The organism is Hungatella effluvii (assembly GCF_003201875.1).
Classification (GTDB): domain Bacteria; phylum Bacillota; class Clostridia; order Lachnospirales; family Lachnospiraceae; genus Hungatella; species Hungatella effluvii.
The window spans coordinates 136,476-154,218 of the sequence record NZ_QJKD01000010.1; the positions used below are offsets into that span (position 1 = coordinate 136,476).

Genomic DNA, 17,743 nt, shown 5'->3' on the forward strand with positions numbered 1-17,743 from the left:
AGCTATATTTTTATCTATATTTATTATTTAATTTTTACAAATCTGTTACATTTCTGTTACTTATTTAAAGTTGCAAATTTTGTGTTTTTTTGCGTTTTTATTTTATGTAAACTATTCAAACGTCAGGGAAGCAAATTTTCCCCGGATGAAGGTTACCAGGGTTTGTGGGGAAATCAGGATCTGCTGGCCTCTTAATCCGGCGCTTATGGCGATCTCATCATACAAAACAGCACTTTCTTCGACAAAAGTGGGGAATTGCTTCTTCATCCCAATGGGAGAACATCCCCCTCTGATGTATCCCGTAACGGCCAGAAGGTCCTTCATGTGGATCATTTCCACCTTCTTATCGCCTGCCGCCCTGGCCGTCTTCTTTAAATCCAGCTCCGCATCCACAGGGATGCAGCAGACCAAATAGCCCATCTTCTCCCCTTTCAGCACCAGAGTCTTAAACACGCTTCCGTGATCCACTCCCATCATGTCCGCGGCGTGGCTTCCCGATAAGTCATTCTCATCCACCTCGTACTCTTTTGTTCTGTATTCAATTTTCGCCTTGTCCAGCATACGCATGGCGTTCGTCTTCACCATCTGATTCACTCCTTTCTGAATCTCCGGCATGTCCGGAAAGCTTCTTCAGCTGATCGCCGGCGATCCGGTAAACCGTCCAGTCGTCCATGGGAACGGCTCCCATGGCGCGGTAGAATTCAATACTCGGTTTATTCCAGTCGAGGCACCACCACTCCAGGCGCCCGCAGCCCCGCTCCACAGCGATCTCTGCCAGGCGCTTCAAGAACGCGGTTCCGCAGCCCTTTCCCCGGTATTCCGGTCTGACGTAAAGGTCCTCCAGGTAAATTCCGGCTCTGCCCAGAAATGTGGAAAAGTTATGGAAAAACAGGGCAAATCCCACCGGTTCTCCACCCTCCTTCCCAATCAGCACCTCAGCCTTTTTCTTTTCGAAAATCCATTCCCGCAGCAGCTCTTCTGTCGCCTCCACTTCGGAAAGCATTCCCTCATAATCGGCAAGTTCCTTTATAAATCGCAGGATCAGCCCTGTGTCTTCCTCCGCGGCAAATTGAATTGTCATACGGCATATCCTCCCTTTCGACAGTTTTTGATGTGTTTCTTCTATATAATATAGCACTGCCTGCGCGCCGTGTATAGGAAAAATTATTTCAGCCCGCTTCGTGACGGGCAGCGCGCTCCGCAGGTTCTGCCTGCAGTAAGCAAATCATGAAAAAGAAGCCCGGATATGCCAGAATGCTGTCTCTGGTATATCCGGGCTCCTCCGGTACCCTACTTCTGATTTATATATGGAATCAATCCCCCTGCAGAAATAATCTTCTGCATAAACGGCGGGAATGCCTGGCCCTCATAGGACTGTCCCGTCGTCTTATTCCTAATGATACCGCTGTCAAAATCGACTTCCACCTCGTCACCCGCAGTGATGGCCTTAGCAGCCTCCGGGCATTCGATAATCGGCAGGCCGATATTAATGGCGTTGCGGTAAAAAATTCTTGCAAAAGTCTCCGCTATGACACAGCTGACCCCCGCGCACTTGATTACGAGCGGCGCATGCTCTCTGGAGGAGCCGCAGCCAAAATTCTTATTCGCTACGATAATATCGCCTTTTTTTACATTTTTCACAAAATCCCTGTCTATATCTTCCATACAGTGTTTGGCAAGTTCATATCCATCTGTAATATTTAAATATCTGGCCGGAATGATGACATCCGTGTCCACATTGTCCCCATATTTAAAAACGGAACCTGTCGCTTTCATTAATCTGTCCTCCTTTTTCCTTATAAGCCGAGTTCTTCCGGCGCTGAAATCTTTCCAGTGATGGCGCTGGCCGCCGCGATCGCCGGGCTTGCCAGATACACTTCAGAATCCACATGGCCCATACGGCCTACAAAATTCCTGTTCGTTGTGGAGATACAGCGTTCTCCTGCAGCCAGAATTCCCATGTAACCACCCAGACACGGTCCGCAGGTCGGTGTGCTCACGATCGCTCCCGCCTCGATAAAGATCTCCAGAAGTCCCTCTCTCATGGCCTGCAGGTATATCTCCTGTGTTGCAGGAATTACGATACAGCGGACATTTTTCGCCACTTTTCTGCCCTTCATCACCTTTGCAGCGATTCTCATATCGTCGATCCGCCCGTTGGTACAGGAACCGATCACCGACTGATCCACCATGATATCACCGAAGGAACCGATGGTCTTTGTATTCTCCGGAAGGTGCGGGAACGCCACTGTCGGTTTCAATTCCGATAAATCGATGGTGTAGACCTTGTCATACTCTGCATCGGAATCGGCCTCATACACGGTGAACTCCCGTTTGGAGTGCTCCTTCATGTACTGAACCGCCAGGTCGTCCACAGGGAAAATGCCGTTCTTTCCGCCCGCCTCGATGGCCATGTTACAGATGGTAAAGCGGTCATCCATGGTTAAGTTCTTAATTCCCTCGCCGGTGAATTCCATGGATTTATAGAGAGCGCCATCCACGCCAATCATGCCGATAATATGTAAAATGACGTCTTTTCCGCTGACCCAGCCGCCGGGTTTGCCAACCAGCTCGAATTTCAGCGCGGATGGTACCTTAAACCATGCTTTTCCCGTCACCATACCGGCCGCCATGTCCGTACTTCCCACACCAGTGGAAAATGCACCGAGCGCGCCGTATGTACACGTATGTGAGTCGGCGCCGATCACTGCATCACCGGCTACCACAAGTCCTTTTTCCGGAAGCAGCGCGTGCTCAATTCCCATCTGTCCCACGTCAAAGTAATTGCTGATCTCATGTCTGCATGCAAAGTCACGGCAGCACTTGCAGTTTTCCGCTGATTTAATGTCCTTGTTCGGGATAAAATGGTCCATAACCAGAGCGATCTTATCCTTGTCGAAAACTGTCTCTGTGTCGAATTTTTTCATCTCGTTGATAGCCACCGGAGAGGTGATATCATTCCCCAATACGAGATCCAAATCCGCCTCAATCAACTGTCCGGCCTTCACGTCCGAAAGCCCCGCATGAGCCGCTAAAATTTTCTGGGTCATTGTCATTCCCATAATCTATATCCTCCTTCAAACCCTGTTCTCATTTTCTGCTTTACATTCTAACATACTTATTGATATAATAGAAATACATAATATGAATACTTAATATAATAGTCAGTTATACCGTTCCGGCTGGGCGGAGACGGACCAGAGCGCGCCGCGCGAGGCAGAGAGCCAACCGGAATGGATACCAGGAAAAGAGGCATATATGGAACAAAACCTTTCGCAATATAAGATTTTCTACGAAGTGGCAAAGGCCGGAAACATCTCCAAGGCCGCCAAGGAGCTTTACATCAGTCAGCCCGCCATCAGTAAATCCATCAGCAAGCTGGAGGACAGTTTAGGTGTCTCCCTCTTCACTCGGAATTCCAGAGGCGTTCAGCTGACCAGCGAGGGGGAACTGCTCTTTCACCATACGGAATCCGCCTTCGAGGCACTGAGCCATGGAGAAAATGAGCTGAAGCGGATCAAGGACTTTAATATCGGCCATCTGCGCATCGGAGTGAGCAACACACTCTGCAAATATATCCTGCTCCCTTACTTAAAGGGCTTCATCGAAAAATATCCGCATGTGAAGATCACCATCGAGAGCCAGTCCACCACCCACACCATCGCCATGCTGGAACAGCAGCACATCGATCTGGGGCTTATCGCCGAACCGTCCAGCAGGAAACCGCTGATCTTTGTCCCGGTGATGAACATTCAGGATATCTTCGTATCCACGAAGCCGTATCTGGACAACTTATACCTGCGGGAAGGCCGAAATACAGATATCTTCCAGACCGGCAACATCCTGCTTCTGGACCGGAACAACATGACAAGAAAATACATCGACGAGTACTTAAGCGAGCATCAGATCGTCCCCGGCCAGGTGCTGGAGGTAAACACCATGGATATTCTGATCGAGTTCGCCAAGATTGGCCTCGGAATCGGCTGTGTGATCCGGGAGTTCGTTCAGGAAGAGCTGGACAAAAAGACGCTGGTCACGATTCCCATGAAATGGCCGATCAAAAAGCGTACCATCGGCTTCGCCTATAATCCAGGGGGGACTTCCAGAGCGTTAGAGGATTTCTTATCCTTCTGTGACAGTTTTCCGATCTCATAACCGGATATTGCGAAAATTGGATATTGCGAAACCGGCATAATTCGGACCGCATGGAGACAGCAGTTATCTGTTGTCCCAGGCGGTCCCTTCTTATTTCTCTATTTCTCTATTTTTCATATTTTTATACTCAGTTCAGCTTTCTCTTATACTCCATCCCCCACTCAACCATCGCGTCCAGAATAGGCTTCAGACTGTAGCCTGTATCCGTAAGTGTATACTCCACTCTGGGAGGCACCTCCGCGTAGACCTTTCTGTTCACCAGTCCATCCCCTTCCATCTCCCGCAGATTGGAGGTCAGCACCTTCTGGGAAATAGAACCGATGGATTTTTTCAGTTCCCCAAAACGCTTCGTACCGTCCAATAAATCTCGGATAATCAGCACTTTCCATCTGTCGCTGATCAGCATCAGCGTCGTCTCAACCGGACATGCCGGCAATGTCTTTTCCATTGTTTCCTCCATTTCCAGCTTTGTTTGGCTACTCATTCATAGTTTCTTTTAGGTACCTATAGCACAAAAAAGTGCTTACTTTACATTTCTGCTGTACAGTCCTATTATAATTCTATAAACACCAAAAAACAAGTCCAATTACATTTTAAGGAGGATCTTATCAATGAAATCTATGAAAATGGCTGTAGTATGTGCAAACGGAAAAGCAGGAAGGCTGATTGTTGAAAAAGCGGTGGAACGCGGGATCGAGGTCACCGCAGTTGTCCGAGAGGAAAACAGAAGCTCGGCCCAAAACGTTATACAGAAGGACTTATTCTCCCTGGTTCCGGAAGATCTGGCGGGCTTCGACGCGGTTATTGACGCCTTCGGTGCATGGACTCCGGAAAAACTGCCGCAGCACAGCTCGTCCTTAAAGCATCTATGTGATCTTTTGAGCGGTACCTGGACCCGTCTGCTGGTCGTCGGCGGAGCCGGCAGCCTCTACGTCACCCCCGATCATACGGCGCAAGTCATGGATGGACCCGGCTTTCCCGAGGCCTTCGTACCTCTGGCGGGCAGCATGGGGCAGGCCCTCGATGAACTCCGGAAACGTGGGGATGTCAGATGGACCTATTTGAGTCCTGCCTGTGACTTCCGCGCGGACGGCGGGGAGACTGGAAAGTATCTGTTTGGCGGGGAAGAACTTTTCCTGAATGAGAAGGGGGAAAGCGTGATCAGCTACGCGGACTATGCTTCCGCCATGATCGAAGAGGCCATAAACGGAAGCCATATCAGAGAACGGATCTCTGTGATAGAAGCATAGCCCGGCCCCATTCCCTCGTACTGTCTGTGGTTCGCTCTATTTCTCCACCTGCTTTCCACCGAAATAGTCTTCGGCCAGAATCCCGTATTCAGAGAAATCACAGATTCCCTGGTTATTGATATCCGCCTGCCTCATAGTCCCTTCATACTTCATTCCGCACTTTTTCATCACGCGGCCCGAATTGGGATTATGAGGATCGTGGCGGGACTCTACCCGGTTCATTCCGGCTTCCTCAAAGAAAAATCGGATCAGAGCGGTCAGAGCCTCCGATGTGATTCCCTGCTTCCACCATTTTTTCCCGATGCAGTAGCCGATGTGCACCATTGCGATCTCATCTCTGCCATGGACTGCGCCGATGCTTCCGACCGGCTCACCGATGTCCCTGGGCACAATCGCCCACTGGTAAAATGCATTGTCATCATATTGGAACACCCAGCTTTCCAGCACCATTCTTGAAACCTCCACCGATGGGTGAGCCGGCCATGTCAGATACTTCGTTACCTCCGGGTCATTGGCCCAGTTGCGGAACATTGCATCCGCGTCATCCATTGTAAACCGTCTTAATATCAGCCTCTCTGTCTCCACTCTCTTCGTTCCCAAATGTTTCATCACACAGCCTCCTTAGACATACTTACGATTCGCCATACAAGAAGGAGTCCGGCGAGCCGGACTCTCGCGCCGGAGCGCGGTCGCTTCAGCGGCCATACTTCTTTAGCGCGGAGTGCGCATACCCGATAAAGCGGGGCACGCTGTCCCCCGGAGGGATTTTATTTCATAGAACGAACTTTCCTGTGAAATAAAAAAAGGCGGGAGATGGCAGTTACCTTCCATCTCCCGCGTATTCTAATTAGTTATCGATCAGCTTGCCGCCGTCATTCCAGCTGTAAAGCTTTCTCAGTTCAGCACCAACCTTCTCAGCCGGATGCTCCGCTTCTTTTCTTCTCATCGCGTTGAAGTGAGAACAGCCCACCTGGTTCTCAAGCAGCCAGTCCTTTGCAAAGGAACCATCCTGGATATCTGTCAGAATCTGCTTCATCGCCTTCTTAGTCTCGTCTGTTACGATCTTCGGTCCGGTGATGTAATCGCCGTACTCAGCCGTATTGGAGATGGAATATCTCATTCCAGCGAATCCGCTCTCGAAGATTAAGTCTACGATCAGCTTCATCTCATGGATACACTCGAAATAAGCGTTCTCAGGCGCATATCCAGCCTCTACCAGAGTCTCAAAACCAGCCTTCATCAGTGCGCATACACCGCCGCATAATACAGCCTGCTCGCCGAAAAGGTCTGTCTCTGTCTCTACCTTGAAGGTTGTCTCTAAAACGCCTGCTCTTGCTCCGCCTAATGCCAGCGCGTAAGCCAGTGCCATATCTTTTGCCTTGCCTGTATAATCCTGATGAACCGCTACGAGACACGGTGTTCCTCTGCCAACCACATACTCATTTCTTACGGTGTGGCCAGGTGCCTTCGGAGCGATCATGGTAACATCTACATTCTTCGGAGGTACGATCTGTCCGAAATGGATCGCGAAGCCGTGTGCAAACATCAGCATGTTGCCCTCTTCCAGATTCGGTTCTACAGATTCCTTGTACATGGCTGCCTGCTTCTCATCGTTGATTAAGATCATGATGATATCGGCTTTCTTTGCTGCCTCTGCTGCTGTATAAACGATTAAGCCCTGTGCCTCTGCCTTTGCCCATGACTTGCTGCCCTCATAAAGTCCTACAATTACGTCACAGCCGGATTCCTTTAAATTCAATGCGTGTGCATGTCCCTGGCTGCCGTATCCGATGACTGCAATGGTCTTTCCCTCTAATAAGGATAAGTTACAGTCTTCCTGATAATAAATCTTTGCCATCTTTTTATTTCCTCCTCATATATGTATTCATATTATTATTGTTAAAGGAACTATGCCGACGACTCTCTGTCCGCCTTTGGCAATACCTCTAGCTAACTTCATAAAACTATGGTAAGTAACGGATGTCATCAGACCCCCTTGAGAGTCCCGTAAGACCGGTTCTCGCCAGCTCCAGTATCTCATAGTCTTCCAGCAGATTGATGAGCGCGTCCAGCTTTGACTGGTCGCCCGTCAGCATAACTGTCAGAGAATCTTTGCCTACATCGACGATGGTGGCACGGAAAATATCCGCGATAGCGCTGACCGCCTGCCTTTCACTGGCATTGGCCCGGACCTTGACTAAGATCAGCTCCCTGTATACGGAATGACCCGGCTTCAATTCCTTAATGTCGCGCACATCCTCCAGCTTGCGAAGCTGTTTCTCGATCTGGTCCAAAATTTCCTGGTCTCCGGTGGAAACCACTGTCATTCTGGAATATCTCTCATCCGCGGTGACACCCACGGTAAGACTCTCAATGTTATAGCCACGGCGGCTGAACAGCCCTGCCACACGGCTCAAAACACCGGAAGTATTGTCAACCAGCAACGATAATACGATTCTTTCCATTCATATCCCCGCCTTTTTGTATAGTAATTTTAATGATAACAACCTTGCTTCTATTTGTCAACTACATAAAAGTAATGTGTATTATAAATTCAGGTTATACTTCCGTTTTATGGCTTAGGGAAAATGGTGAGCCGCAGAAAAGTCCGGCCCCTCGTTCGCGCCAAATGCAGGCGCGTTCGCCAGGTCCGGACTATCTTGCAGGAACCATTGATCCACTTTTTACTTCTGAAGCTCTGCCACCTGCTTTACCACACTGCTGGCGCCTACGCGGCTGCATCCCGCTTCCACATAATTCTTTAAGTCTTCCAGCGTTCTGACGCCGCCTGCGGCCTTGATTTTAACATTCTCCCCGATATTTGCCTTAAACAGCCCGATATCGGAGAGCAGAGCGCCTGCGGTTCCGAATCCGGTGGAGGTTTTGATAAAATCCGCCCCCGCATTGGTCACCGCGCGGCACATGGCAGTCTTTTCTTCCTCCGTGAGATAACACGTCTCGATGATAACCTTCAAAATACGGTCGCCCGTGGCCTCCTTCAAGGCTCTGATCTCGTCCTCAACCTTCTGATACTCTCCGTTCTTCACGTCGGTCAAATTGATCACCATATCGATCTCATCCGCGCCGTCCGCCAGAGCCTCTTTCACTTCACAGACCTTGGCCGCTGTCACGCTGTATCCCAGAGGGAAGCCGACAACCGTACAGATCGTCAGGTCGGGATACGACTCACGGATTCTCTTAATATAGCAGGGCGGCACGCAGACGGATGCCGTCTGGAATTCGGCCGCCTCGTCACACAGCCTGCAAATCTCCTCCCATGAAGCGCAGGCCTTTAACAGGGTATGGTCCACGCAATGAAGCATCTCAGCATATGTCATAGTTATTCTATCCTCTCTCTAATATCGTTCCACGCCGTCTTTTGTGATTCTCGCATAGATCAGCTTTTCCGCTTCCGGCTGCTCTTTTCCGATCACGACCGCCTCTTTTAACAAGCCAATGGCTCCCGATAAGAGGCTTACCGCCGAGGTATACAGCGTGGCGATAATCTGTCCGTTTTCCACACGGTCGCCAATCTTCGCATTCAGAATGATGCCTGCGCCGTAATCGATGGAGTCTTCCTTCTTTCTTCTGCCTGCCCCCAGCTCCACGGCCGCCATCCCGATCTTCTCCGTATCCATGGCGGTAATATAGCCGCTTTTTTCTGCTTTCAGTTCATATTCCACCGGCGAGACAGTAAATTTCTCCGGCTTTCTCACATAGGAAGCGTCTCCGCCCTGAGCCTCCACCATCTGACAGAATTTCTCGAATGCCTTTCCGGACTTAATCGCCTCTTTCGCCATGGCGGTGCACGCTTCCATGGTTCCCATCTCGGCCAGATACAGCATGTTGGACGACAGGGCGAGACAGATCTGCGTGAAGTCCTCAGGGCCATGGCCCTTCAGTGTGGCAACCGCCTCCATGACCTCCAGGGCATTTCCGATATTTCTGCCCAGAGGACGGTCCATATCGGTGACCAGGGCGACGACTTCCCGTCCCACGTTCGTGCCGATATCCACCATCTCCCTGGCCAGCGCGATGGAATCGTCCAGCGTCTTCATAAATGCGCCGCTTCCCGTCTTCACATCCAGAAGAATGCGGTCGGAACCGGAGGCGATCTTCTTGGACATGATGCTGGCCGCGATCAGGGAAATATTATCCACCGTGGCAGTTACGTCCCGGAGCGCATACAGCTTCTTATCCGCCGGTGCCAGGTTCCCCGTCTGTCCGGCCACGGCGATACCGATCTCTTTCACCATATCGAAGAATTTCGACTGGTCCAGAGACGTTGTGAGGCCCGGTATGGCCTCCAGCTTATCCAGAGTACCGCCCGTGTGTCCCAGTCCTCTGCCGGAAAGCTTCGCCACAGGAACGCCGCAGGCAGCAGCCACAGGCCCGATCACCATGGTGGTCTTGTCTCCCACTCCGCCGGTGGAGTGTTTATCCACCTTGATTCCGGGAATGGGTGACAGATTGATCTCATCGCCGGATGCCGCCATACAGCCCGTCAAATAAGCGGTCTCATGCTCGTTCATCCCCTGAAAATAGATGGCCATCAGCAGGGCGGACGCCTGGTAATCCGGTATCTCCCCCTTTGTATACCCATTTACGAAGTACCCAATCTCCTCGTCGGTCAGGACTCCTCCATCCCGTTTCTTCATAATAACATCATACATTCTCATGATTCTTTGCTCCCTTCCGCCATACAGTGTCTCCGGAACGCCCGGGGGAGAAGCTCCCTTAACGTACACTCCTCCCAATGGGCACGGTCTGACGCAACGATAATCCGGAACGAATCCAGATCGCAGAACTGCGCCATTACCTGGCGGCAGATTCCGCATGGATAGCACAGGCTTTCCACGTCCCTGTCACTGGGACCGCCCACTATGGCGATCGCCTTAAAATTCCGTTCTCCCTCGCTGACCGCTTTGAAAAACGCGGTGCGCTCCGCACAGTTGCTGGCCGTCAGACCGCTGCACTCGATATTGCAGCCTCGATAGACCGCTCCCTCTGCCGTCATAAGCGCCGCTCCCACTGCAAATCCGGAAAAGGGGGAGAAGGACTGTTTTCTGGCCTCCGCCGCCTCTTCAATCAGCATCTGCGTGATTTTTTCATCCATTTCTACAGTACCTCCACCGGATCATCGGTCCGTTTCTGCCATACGCGGAGCCTGTTTTCCAAATCGGCCCTCACATCGGCAAAGGCCGGATCTTCATAAAGATTATGTAACTCGAACGGGTCTGTCCTCAGATTGTAGAGTTCTGCAATGCTTTCCTTATTGGCGATGAGCTTGTAATCGCCGTGAACCAGCATTCTGCTGTTGATATCTTCTCCGTACCCGTGGCCGAAGGTCTCTGCCATCAGGTCGTCCTCCCATTGGTCGGTCTTTCCGGTAAGCAGAGGCAAAAGGCTTCTGCCGTGGACTTTATTCTTTGTAAAGGCAGTTCCTGCCGCGTCGAGAATTGTAACCGGATAATCGATGGTACTGATCAGTTCATCCCGAACCTGGCCTGCCGGAATCACTCCGTCCCATTTGACCGCACAGGGGATTCTCATGACTTCCTCGGACATATAGGAGCCCTTGTCAAAGTGGCCGCCCTGGCTGGCCAGCGCATCGCCGTGATCCGTTGTCCAGATAATCATCGTATTCTTATCCAGGCCCAGCTCCTTTAACTTGTCGACGATCATTCCGCCTGCCGCATCCAGCATGGTGATGTGTGCAAACGCATGTCGGATAATCTCCGTCCATTCATCCCAGTTTACGGCGCTTGGAATGATTAACTGATCATCTTTTCCGAATGGTGAACTTCTCTCCCGGTAATAAGCGCCCGGTTTTCCCTGAAGGCGGTTCCGGTAGCTGCCGTACTCCGGCAGAACAAAGTCTTCCTTTGGATACAGATCGAGGAATTCCTGCGTCGGGAAATGAGGCTGGTGAGGTCCCCAGAAATCCACTCGTAAGGAAAATGGCTGGTCACTCTCCGACTTTGCCAGCTTTTCCAGCTGCTCGCAGGCCAGCGTGGCCAGGAAGAAGGACTCATGGGTTTCCTTTGGAGTGAGCGTGCTTCCCACCGCGTGCTCGCCGCACCAGTTGGCCTTGCACTGGTAATCCACATCATCTGCGCATTCCGCCCAGTCGCCGCGGCTGCTGATCTCAGGAATATCGAAGTAACGGTCGATGTGATGGAGCGCCTGCGGTAAGTTGTACCGCTTTAAATATTCCTTATACTCCGGCTGAATATAAGGGTTGCTGTAATCGGTTCTGGAGAATCCGCTGCAGTGATGTTCATTCGCCGCGCCCGGACCTGCATGCCATTTGCCGAAATAGTAATTGTCGTATCCCGCTTCCGCCAGCGTATCGAGATAAACCTCGTGATCGTATGGCGGGTCCGTATAGTTGTGATACTGCTTGTGGGTATGGGCAAACAGGCCGGTCAGCATGGTACGCCTCGTCGGGCCGCACAGCGGTGTCGCACAGTAGGAATGAGCGAAACAGGCGCCCTCGGCAGCCAGCTTCATGAAGTTCGGACGCATCGGTACCGGACCGTTTTCCCATTCCCAATGGTAATATGCCTGATGGTCATTCTGTATAAATATAATATTGGGTTTTTGTGACATTTTAACATATTCTCCTTGTCTTTTTGATAAATAATCCTGCTACCGCTGCTGGACGAACTTGGTGTATGGCTTGCCGCTGGCGGCGATTCCCACCGCGCTGCTGTTCTTCTTTAAGCTGACGGCAAGAACCAAAAGGCTGGCCAGATACGGAATCATCTGGATAAACTCACTGGGCACCGGATTTCCCGGGATTGTCTGCACGTAGAGCTGTATCGCGCTGAACAGTCCGAAGAACATGGACGAGGCAAAGGCCCCGATCGGCGACCAGCGTCCCATGGTAACGGCTCCCAGAGCCAGATAACCACGGCCTGCCACCATTCCCTCCTGGAATAAGTTCATCTGTCCGAGTGAGAGAAACGCGCCTCCCAGCCCGCCCAGCACACCGGACAGGATCACGGAGAAATACCGGATCTTGTGAACGGATAAGCCGGCCGTCTCGGCTGCCTTCGGGTTCTCACCCACGGTGATGATCCGAAGTCCGAGGGGGGTGTATTTAAACATACAGTGAATCAGAATCAGCGCCAGAAACGCGATATACACGAAGGGGGACAAATCGGATAAAAATCCTCCCACCACCGGAATCGACGAAAGAATCGGCGTATGCTCCAGGCTCGGAACCTGTGGAGAGCTGCCCTGCTGCCCAAAGACCGCCTTCAGTCCCACACCGGAAAATCCGGTTGCAAGGAGCACCAGCGCCATGGAACTGACAGACTGGTTGCCGCCCCAGGTAATGGAGATCACCGAGTGTATCGCCGAGATTAAAACACCGACCAGTATGGCAGTCAGCACGCCGATCCACGGGTTCCCTGTCAGATAGCTTCCCAGCACCGCGCCGAATGCGCTTGCCAGCATGATTCCTTCCAGACCGATATTGACAACACCGGAGCGTTCTGATGTGAGCCCGCCCAGGGCGGTAAGCGCGATCGGAGTTCCCATTCGCAATGTGGAAGCCAGCATAAAAATCAAGAAATTCAGCATATTATTTTCCTCCCCGCCCCTTCTTTATGTAATAACGGATCACATTTTCCGCACACAGGAATACGATTACGAGTCCCTGGATGATGTCCACCATGTTTTTGGAGACGCCTACGCTGGACTGCATCATCAGAGATCCGCTGCGCATGCTTCCCATTAAAAGCGCCGTGAAAATGATCGCAAACGGATTATTGCGCGCCATTAAGGCAACCGGGATTCCACTGAATCCGTAGTTTGCGGAGAAACCGTTGATAACCTTTCCCATAGTTCCTGTTACCTCAATGCCTCCGGCAAGACCGGCTAACGCGCCGCTCATCAGCAGTGCGAGGAACATGTTGCGCTCCACATTGATGCCGTTGGTGAGGGAGGCATTTTTGTTTAATCCCACCGCACACATCTCATATCCCAATGAGGTACGGTTTAAAAGGAAGTAGACGACCACGGCCGCTGTCAGGGCGATCACAATGCCCAGATTCAGCACGTAGGGCGACGGCAGCAGCTTCGGAAGCATGGCCGTGGCCTGAATCGGTCTCGTGGCCGACGCAGCACCCTCCGCCTTAAACGGCCCCAGGATTAAGTACTGCACCAGATACTGGCCTACGTAGTTGAACATAATGGTACTGATTACGACGTTGACATTGGCCTTTTGCTTTAAGAGGGCCGGGAAAAACGCCCAGACCATGCCGGCCAGCATGGATACGATCAAAACGAAGGGAATATTTAAGATCCCCGGCATCGGAAACAGGGTTCCCGCAATGCCTGCCGCAATCGCTCCCACGAGAAGCTGTCCCTCGGCGCCGATGTTGAAAACCGTACATTTATAGGCCAGAGCCACCGCAAGTCCCGTGAGCAGAAGCGGAACCGATTTCGTCAGAGACTGGGTAAATGCCATCGGTGTGCCGAAGGCGCCCTGAATCAGCGCTTTATACGCCTCGATCGGATTGTTGCCGAACAGCCAGATGATAATTCCGCCTGTTATAATTGCCAGAACCAGCGCAATTAAGGAGATCAGGAAATTAAGACCTACCTCCCGAAACTTTGCCGGCATCTGTTTTCCTGTTTTAACCTGCTGTCCCAACTTCTGTACCTCCTTTTCCTTTTACGGATCCGAGCATCATCATTCCCAGTTCCTGACGCGTCACGCTCTGTGCGTCCACAACGTCGATGATCTCCCCCTTGAAGATAACCGCAATCCTGTCGCTGACTGAAAGAATCTCGTCCAGCTCCAGGGAGAAAAGAAGCACGCCTTTTCCCTTGTCCCGCTGCTCCAGCAGTGTTTTCTGAACGAATTCCATGGCACCCACGTCCAGGCCGCGGGTGGGCTGGACCGCAATCAGCACATCCGGATCCCTGGAGGCCTCCCTCGCAATGATGATCTTCTGCTGGTTGCCTCCGGACAGCGTACCGGCGTTTACATCGACGCTGGCGCAGCGGATATCGAACTGCTCCTTCATTTCCTCCGCCGTGTCGTGGATCTTCTTAAAATTCAGCCAGATTCCATTTTTCGCAAACGTTTCATGGTACTGCAGGCCCAGAATCAGATTATTGGCAATGCTGTATTCCAGAACCAGACCATCCCTGTGCCTGTCCTCCGGGATCAGCCCCAGTCCGTGGTCCTTTCTGTCACGGATTTTGTCCTTTGTGATGTCTTTGCCATTCATCACGACGCTGCCGCTGTCGGGCGTCAGCTTTCCGCATATGACATTTACCAGTTCCTCCTGGCCGTTGCCGTCCACGCCTGCGATCCCGAGAACCTCGCCCTTTCTCAGCTCCAGATTGATTGATTTCAGTTTCTTAACCGTTTTGTTGACCGTATAGCTGACATCCCTTACCTCCAGGATGTTTTCTGCCTTCTCAAACTGGCGGCGGCTGCGCCTTCCAAGGTTTACATCACGGCCCACCATCATTCTGGTCAGCTCGGCCGAATCAGTCTCCTTCTTTTCCACGGTTCCCACGACTTTTCCCAGCCGGATCACGGTGATCCGGTCGGATATCTTCATCACCTCCGCCAGCTTATGGCTAATGAAGATTATGGTCTTTCCTTTTTCCTTCAGCTTCAGCAGGATATCGCAGAATTCATCGATCTCCTGCGGTGTGAGCACCGCCGTCGGCTCATCGAAAATAAGGATTTCCGCTTCCCGGTAGAGTACCTTCAAAATCTCCACACGCTGCTGTTCCGTAACGGACAAATCCGCCACCTTTTTGCCCGGATCGATCTTCAGCCCATACTGCTCTGACAGCGCGCCGATCGTTTCCCCGGCCTGTCTCCGGTCCACCTTTAAGGCCGTGCCGATCTCCTGTCCGACGATGATATTTTCCGTTACTGTCAGTTTCGGGATCAGCATGAAATGCTGATGAACCATTCCGATCTTATGTCTGATGGAATCCTTGGAATTGCTGAATTTAACCGGTTCCCCACGGATCAGCAGTTCCCCCTCATCTGGCTGGTACAACCCGTATAAGATGTTCATCAGCGTTGATTTTCCTGCCCCGTTTTCTCCGGCAAGCGTATGGATCTCGCCCTTTTCAAAGCTGATCGATATATGATCATTTGCAACGATTCCCGGGAACCGTTTCGTAATCCCCTTCAGTTCAATGATGCTCCCCACTTAAGGCACCTCCGTTCTCTGATTTTCGATACACGGCTATTTCGCATACTGGTAAGTAAAACTGTTAAATTCTTCTTCGTTGGAAGGAACCTTGATTTCACCGGACTCTACCTTTGCAGTCAGATCGGCGATGGTGCTCATCACATCATCAGGGATCTGCTTTAACAGCTCATCATTATTTGTAAATAACAGTTTTACGCCGCCCTCTTTCAAGCCAAGGGACATCGGTTCGCTCGTATCGAAGATGCCCGTCTCCTGGTATTCCTTCAGAATGGATAAAATAGCCTGATCTGCCGGTTTTACTACGGAAGCAAGAATCTTATCTGGCATCTTGTCAAACTGTCCGTTGGCTGCGCCTAAACAGTACGTTCCTTCGCCTGCGTCTTTCGCCGCATTGAAGACACCTAAGTTACATGCGCCGGAATACGTTCCGATGATATCCGCGCCCTTGTTGTACATGATCTTTGCGACCTCGCTGCCCTGTCCCACATCGGTGTAGCTGTTGGTAAATGCGGACTGAACCTCGCATTCAGGATTCACGGCCTTGACGCCTGCGGTAAATCCAAACTGATAGCGGTACTGCAGAGTCTCGCCTACGGCCATAACGGCGCCGACATTGTTAGTTTTTGTCATCATTCCTGAGAGCGCGCCGCCTAAAAAAGCGGCTTCATTTTCACGGTAAGCAACCGACATAATGTTTCCGCCGCCGTCAATGGCTTCGGCCAGATACAGGAACTTGACCTCCGGATTCTCAGCCGCCACTTCCAGCATTCCATCCTTATATTCGGAAGACGGTACCATGATAAAGTTGGCGCCCTGGCTGATCAGCGTGCGCAGACTGTTTGCAGAATCGGAAATCTCCGGAACCTCCAGCGGAATTCCCTTCACGCCCAGTTCCTTCTCGGCCAGTTCCATTCCAGCGAGTACGTCATCGTTGTAACTCTGTGTTCCAAACGCGTTGGCAATCATTCCAACGACAAGATCTGATTTCTTTTCCTGTGCGCCCTCTCCGGAGGCCGCTTCCGATTTTCCGCTTGTTTCCGTTTTTTCTGCTGCCGCAGTGCTTCCGCCTGTCGGCTGGCTGCCCTGACATCCGGTCAGAAGAGACAGCCCCATGCCTGCCGCCAGTAATGTTGAAACGATCCTTTTGTAATGTCTCATAATCTTTTCTCCTTCTCCTCTTATATAAATGATAAATGTTAATTATATTTTTCCTAATTTTACAAGTCTGCGCTTCATCTCTTCCATCTGCGCTTCATTTACTACCAGAACGCCGCCCTTCTGTACCAATAAGAGCCCCTCGTCTTTCAAACTGTTGATCGAACGGTACAGCGTCCTCACGCTTACGCTGAGATCTGCAGCAATCACACCGTGGCGCTCCCTGATTATGAGCTGCCTGTCCTTTCGGCTGATCCCGCCTTCGTTCCATTTGCTTTCAATGTATGCCATTAAATTATTGGAAGCTTTTAAAAATACCATTCGGTCCATCCTCGTATGGTTTCTCTCCACCACTTTGGCGAGATCCCGAATGACCACCAGGGCCGCCTCTCCGTCCTCCCGGATTTCCTTTAAAAAGTAGTTGCAGTCAATGTAAAGGAGCAGACAGTTTTTTGCAGCAATGATCTGGGAATAATACTCCTTATCGTTTGACACCAGCTGCGTGATCCCAATAAAAAACGGAGCATTGACCGCCGCAAGCATATTGGTGTTTCCGTCTGTGGAAACGCGGGTGAAATGGGCCCCTCCCTTTACAACCATAATAATTGACTGAAGCTTATCCGTCGGCCGGACAATATCCTCTCCCTTCTTCACCGCCCGCATCGTGATACATGGATTTAAAAACCGGTCCAGTTCATGGGGTTTGACTGCCTGGTCCTGGTTTTCTACGTATGCAACTCGAAAAAGCTCTCTCAGCTGACCAGATGTTTTTTCTGTCTTCATTTTCTGGCTTCCTTTCTGTACCTTTTTGGTCTGCATCATTATATCACAACGAACTGCTTATTTTTTCTTGCTTTCTGTAGCTTTATCATACACGCCAGTCAATTTTACTGCTATGACACATGTCATACCTAAGCTATTTTTATATTTTGTATCTTTTTCGTCTTAATTTTTGTGCACTTTGTACACAACATAAAGTGTATT

Annotated in this window: 19 protein-coding genes; 2 read left to right on the top strand and 17 right to left on the bottom strand. The window is 51.0% G+C overall.

From position 1 onward, the window contains the following. Window positions 1-111 precede the first annotated feature (111 nt). The 4 genes from ybaK to leuC all read right to left on the bottom strand — a co-directional run bounded on the left by ybaK (window position 112) and on the right by leuC (window position 3,062). Window positions 112-585 carry a Cys-tRNA(Pro) deacylase gene (gene ybaK / locus DFR60_RS18685; protein WP_002603822.1) on the bottom strand — a complete coding sequence of 158 codons (474 nt, stop codon included), beginning with the start codon at window positions 583-585 and terminating at the stop codon, window positions 112-114. Next, a complete protein-coding gene (locus DFR60_RS18690) occupies window positions 539-1,081 on the bottom strand; it encodes a GNAT family N-acetyltransferase (RefSeq protein WP_110324260.1) in 543 nt (180 codons plus the stop codon). Before DFR60_RS18690 ends, ybaK begins: the two co-directional genes overlap by 47 nt. A 209-nt stretch (window positions 1,082-1,290) precedes the next feature. Further along, the gene (gene leuD, locus DFR60_RS18695) at window positions 1,291-1,776 is read right to left on the bottom strand and encodes a 3-isopropylmalate dehydratase small subunit (protein ID WP_110324261.1); all 486 of its coding nucleotides are present in this window, start codon (window positions 1,774-1,776) and stop codon (window positions 1,291-1,293) included. A 20-nt stretch (window positions 1,777-1,796) separates the two neighbouring features. Then, window positions 1,797-3,062: a 3-isopropylmalate dehydratase large subunit gene (leuC, locus tag DFR60_RS18700; protein WP_110324262.1), complete on the bottom strand. Its 1,266-nt coding sequence runs from the start codon at window positions 3,060-3,062 to the stop codon at window positions 1,797-1,799. A gap of 196 nt (window positions 3,063-3,258) precedes the next feature. On the opposite strand from leuC, the gene DFR60_RS18705 reads away from it, so the two are divergent. Then, window positions 3,259-4,155 carry a LysR family transcriptional regulator gene (locus DFR60_RS18705; protein ID WP_110324263.1) on the top strand — a complete coding sequence of 299 codons (897 nt, stop codon included), beginning with the start codon at window positions 3,259-3,261 and terminating at the stop codon, window positions 4,153-4,155. A gap of 127 nt (window positions 4,156-4,282) precedes the next feature. On the opposite strand, the gene DFR60_RS18710 is transcribed toward DFR60_RS18705, so the two are convergent. After that, on the bottom strand, window positions 4,283-4,603 hold the full coding sequence (locus DFR60_RS18710; protein WP_110324264.1) for a winged helix-turn-helix transcriptional regulator: 321 nt from the start codon (window positions 4,601-4,603) through the stop codon (window positions 4,283-4,285). Window positions 4,604-4,766: 163 nt separating this feature from the next. On the opposite strand from DFR60_RS18710, the gene DFR60_RS18715 reads away from it, so the two are divergent. Continuing rightward, on the top strand, window positions 4,767-5,405 hold the full coding sequence (locus DFR60_RS18715) for an NAD(P)-dependent oxidoreductase (RefSeq protein ID WP_341457977.1): 639 nt from the start codon (window positions 4,767-4,769) through the stop codon (window positions 5,403-5,405). A gap of 36 nt (window positions 5,406-5,441) precedes the next feature. Here the strand turns inward: DFR60_RS18715 and DFR60_RS18720 are convergent, their stop codons facing one another. The 12 genes from DFR60_RS18720 to DFR60_RS18775 all read right to left on the bottom strand — a co-directional run bounded on the left by DFR60_RS18720 (window position 5,442) and on the right by DFR60_RS18775 (window position 17,542). Continuing rightward, entirely contained in the window at window positions 5,442-6,014 is a 573-nt protein-coding gene (locus DFR60_RS18720; protein WP_110324265.1) for a GNAT family N-acetyltransferase, read from the bottom strand. A 238-nt stretch (window positions 6,015-6,252) separates the two neighbouring features. Then, window positions 6,253-7,263, bottom strand: coding sequence for a ketol-acid reductoisomerase (gene ilvC / locus DFR60_RS18725; RefSeq protein ID WP_110324266.1), 1,011 nt, complete (start codon window positions 7,261-7,263; stop codon window positions 6,253-6,255). Between the two features lie 106 nt (window positions 7,264-7,369). Further along, entirely contained in the window at window positions 7,370-7,870 is a 501-nt protein-coding gene (gene ilvN, locus DFR60_RS18730; protein ID WP_110324267.1) for an acetolactate synthase small subunit, read from the bottom strand. A gap of 219 nt (window positions 7,871-8,089) precedes the next feature. Next, window positions 8,090-8,743, bottom strand: a complete 654-nt coding sequence (gene deoC / locus DFR60_RS18735) for a deoxyribose-phosphate aldolase (RefSeq protein ID WP_110324268.1) — start codon at window positions 8,741-8,743, stop codon at window positions 8,090-8,092. A gap of 18 nt (window positions 8,744-8,761) precedes the next feature. Further along, window positions 8,762-10,084 (bottom strand): pyrimidine-nucleoside phosphorylase, encoded by a 1,323-nt coding sequence (locus DFR60_RS18740; RefSeq protein ID WP_110324269.1) that lies wholly within the window; start codon window positions 10,082-10,084, stop codon window positions 8,762-8,764. Then, window positions 10,081-10,521, bottom strand: coding sequence for a cytidine deaminase (locus DFR60_RS18745; RefSeq protein WP_110324270.1), 441 nt, complete (start codon window positions 10,519-10,521; stop codon window positions 10,081-10,083). Before DFR60_RS18745 ends, DFR60_RS18740 begins: the two co-directional genes overlap by 4 nt. Before the next feature lie 2 nt (window positions 10,522-10,523). Then, complete coding sequence (locus DFR60_RS18750; protein ID WP_110324271.1) at window positions 10,524-12,017, bottom strand: sulfatase-like hydrolase/transferase; 1,494 nt, start codon at window positions 12,015-12,017, stop codon at window positions 10,524-10,526. Window positions 12,018-12,056: 39 nt separating this feature from the next. Then, window positions 12,057-12,995 carry an ABC transporter permease gene (locus tag DFR60_RS18755; protein ID WP_002603809.1) on the bottom strand — a complete coding sequence of 313 codons (939 nt, stop codon included), beginning with the start codon at window positions 12,993-12,995 and terminating at the stop codon, window positions 12,057-12,059. Window position 12,996: 1 nt separating this feature from the next. Then, window positions 12,997-14,070: an ABC transporter permease gene (locus DFR60_RS18760; protein ID WP_243005118.1), complete on the bottom strand. Its 1,074-nt coding sequence runs from the start codon at window positions 14,068-14,070 to the stop codon at window positions 12,997-12,999. Further along, a complete protein-coding gene (locus DFR60_RS18765; protein ID WP_110324272.1) occupies window positions 14,054-15,601 on the bottom strand; it encodes an ABC transporter ATP-binding protein in 1,548 nt (515 codons plus the stop codon). Before DFR60_RS18765 ends, DFR60_RS18760 begins: the two co-directional genes overlap by 17 nt. A gap of 36 nt (window positions 15,602-15,637) precedes the next feature. Further along, window positions 15,638-16,762: a BMP family lipoprotein gene (locus tag DFR60_RS18770; RefSeq protein WP_110324273.1), complete on the bottom strand. Its 1,125-nt coding sequence runs from the start codon at window positions 16,760-16,762 to the stop codon at window positions 15,638-15,640. A 42-nt stretch (window positions 16,763-16,804) separates the two neighbouring features. Beyond that, window positions 16,805-17,542, bottom strand: coding sequence for a Crp/Fnr family transcriptional regulator (locus tag DFR60_RS18775; RefSeq protein WP_110324356.1), 738 nt, complete (start codon window positions 17,540-17,542; stop codon window positions 16,805-16,807). Window positions 17,543-17,743 lie beyond the last annotated feature (201 nt).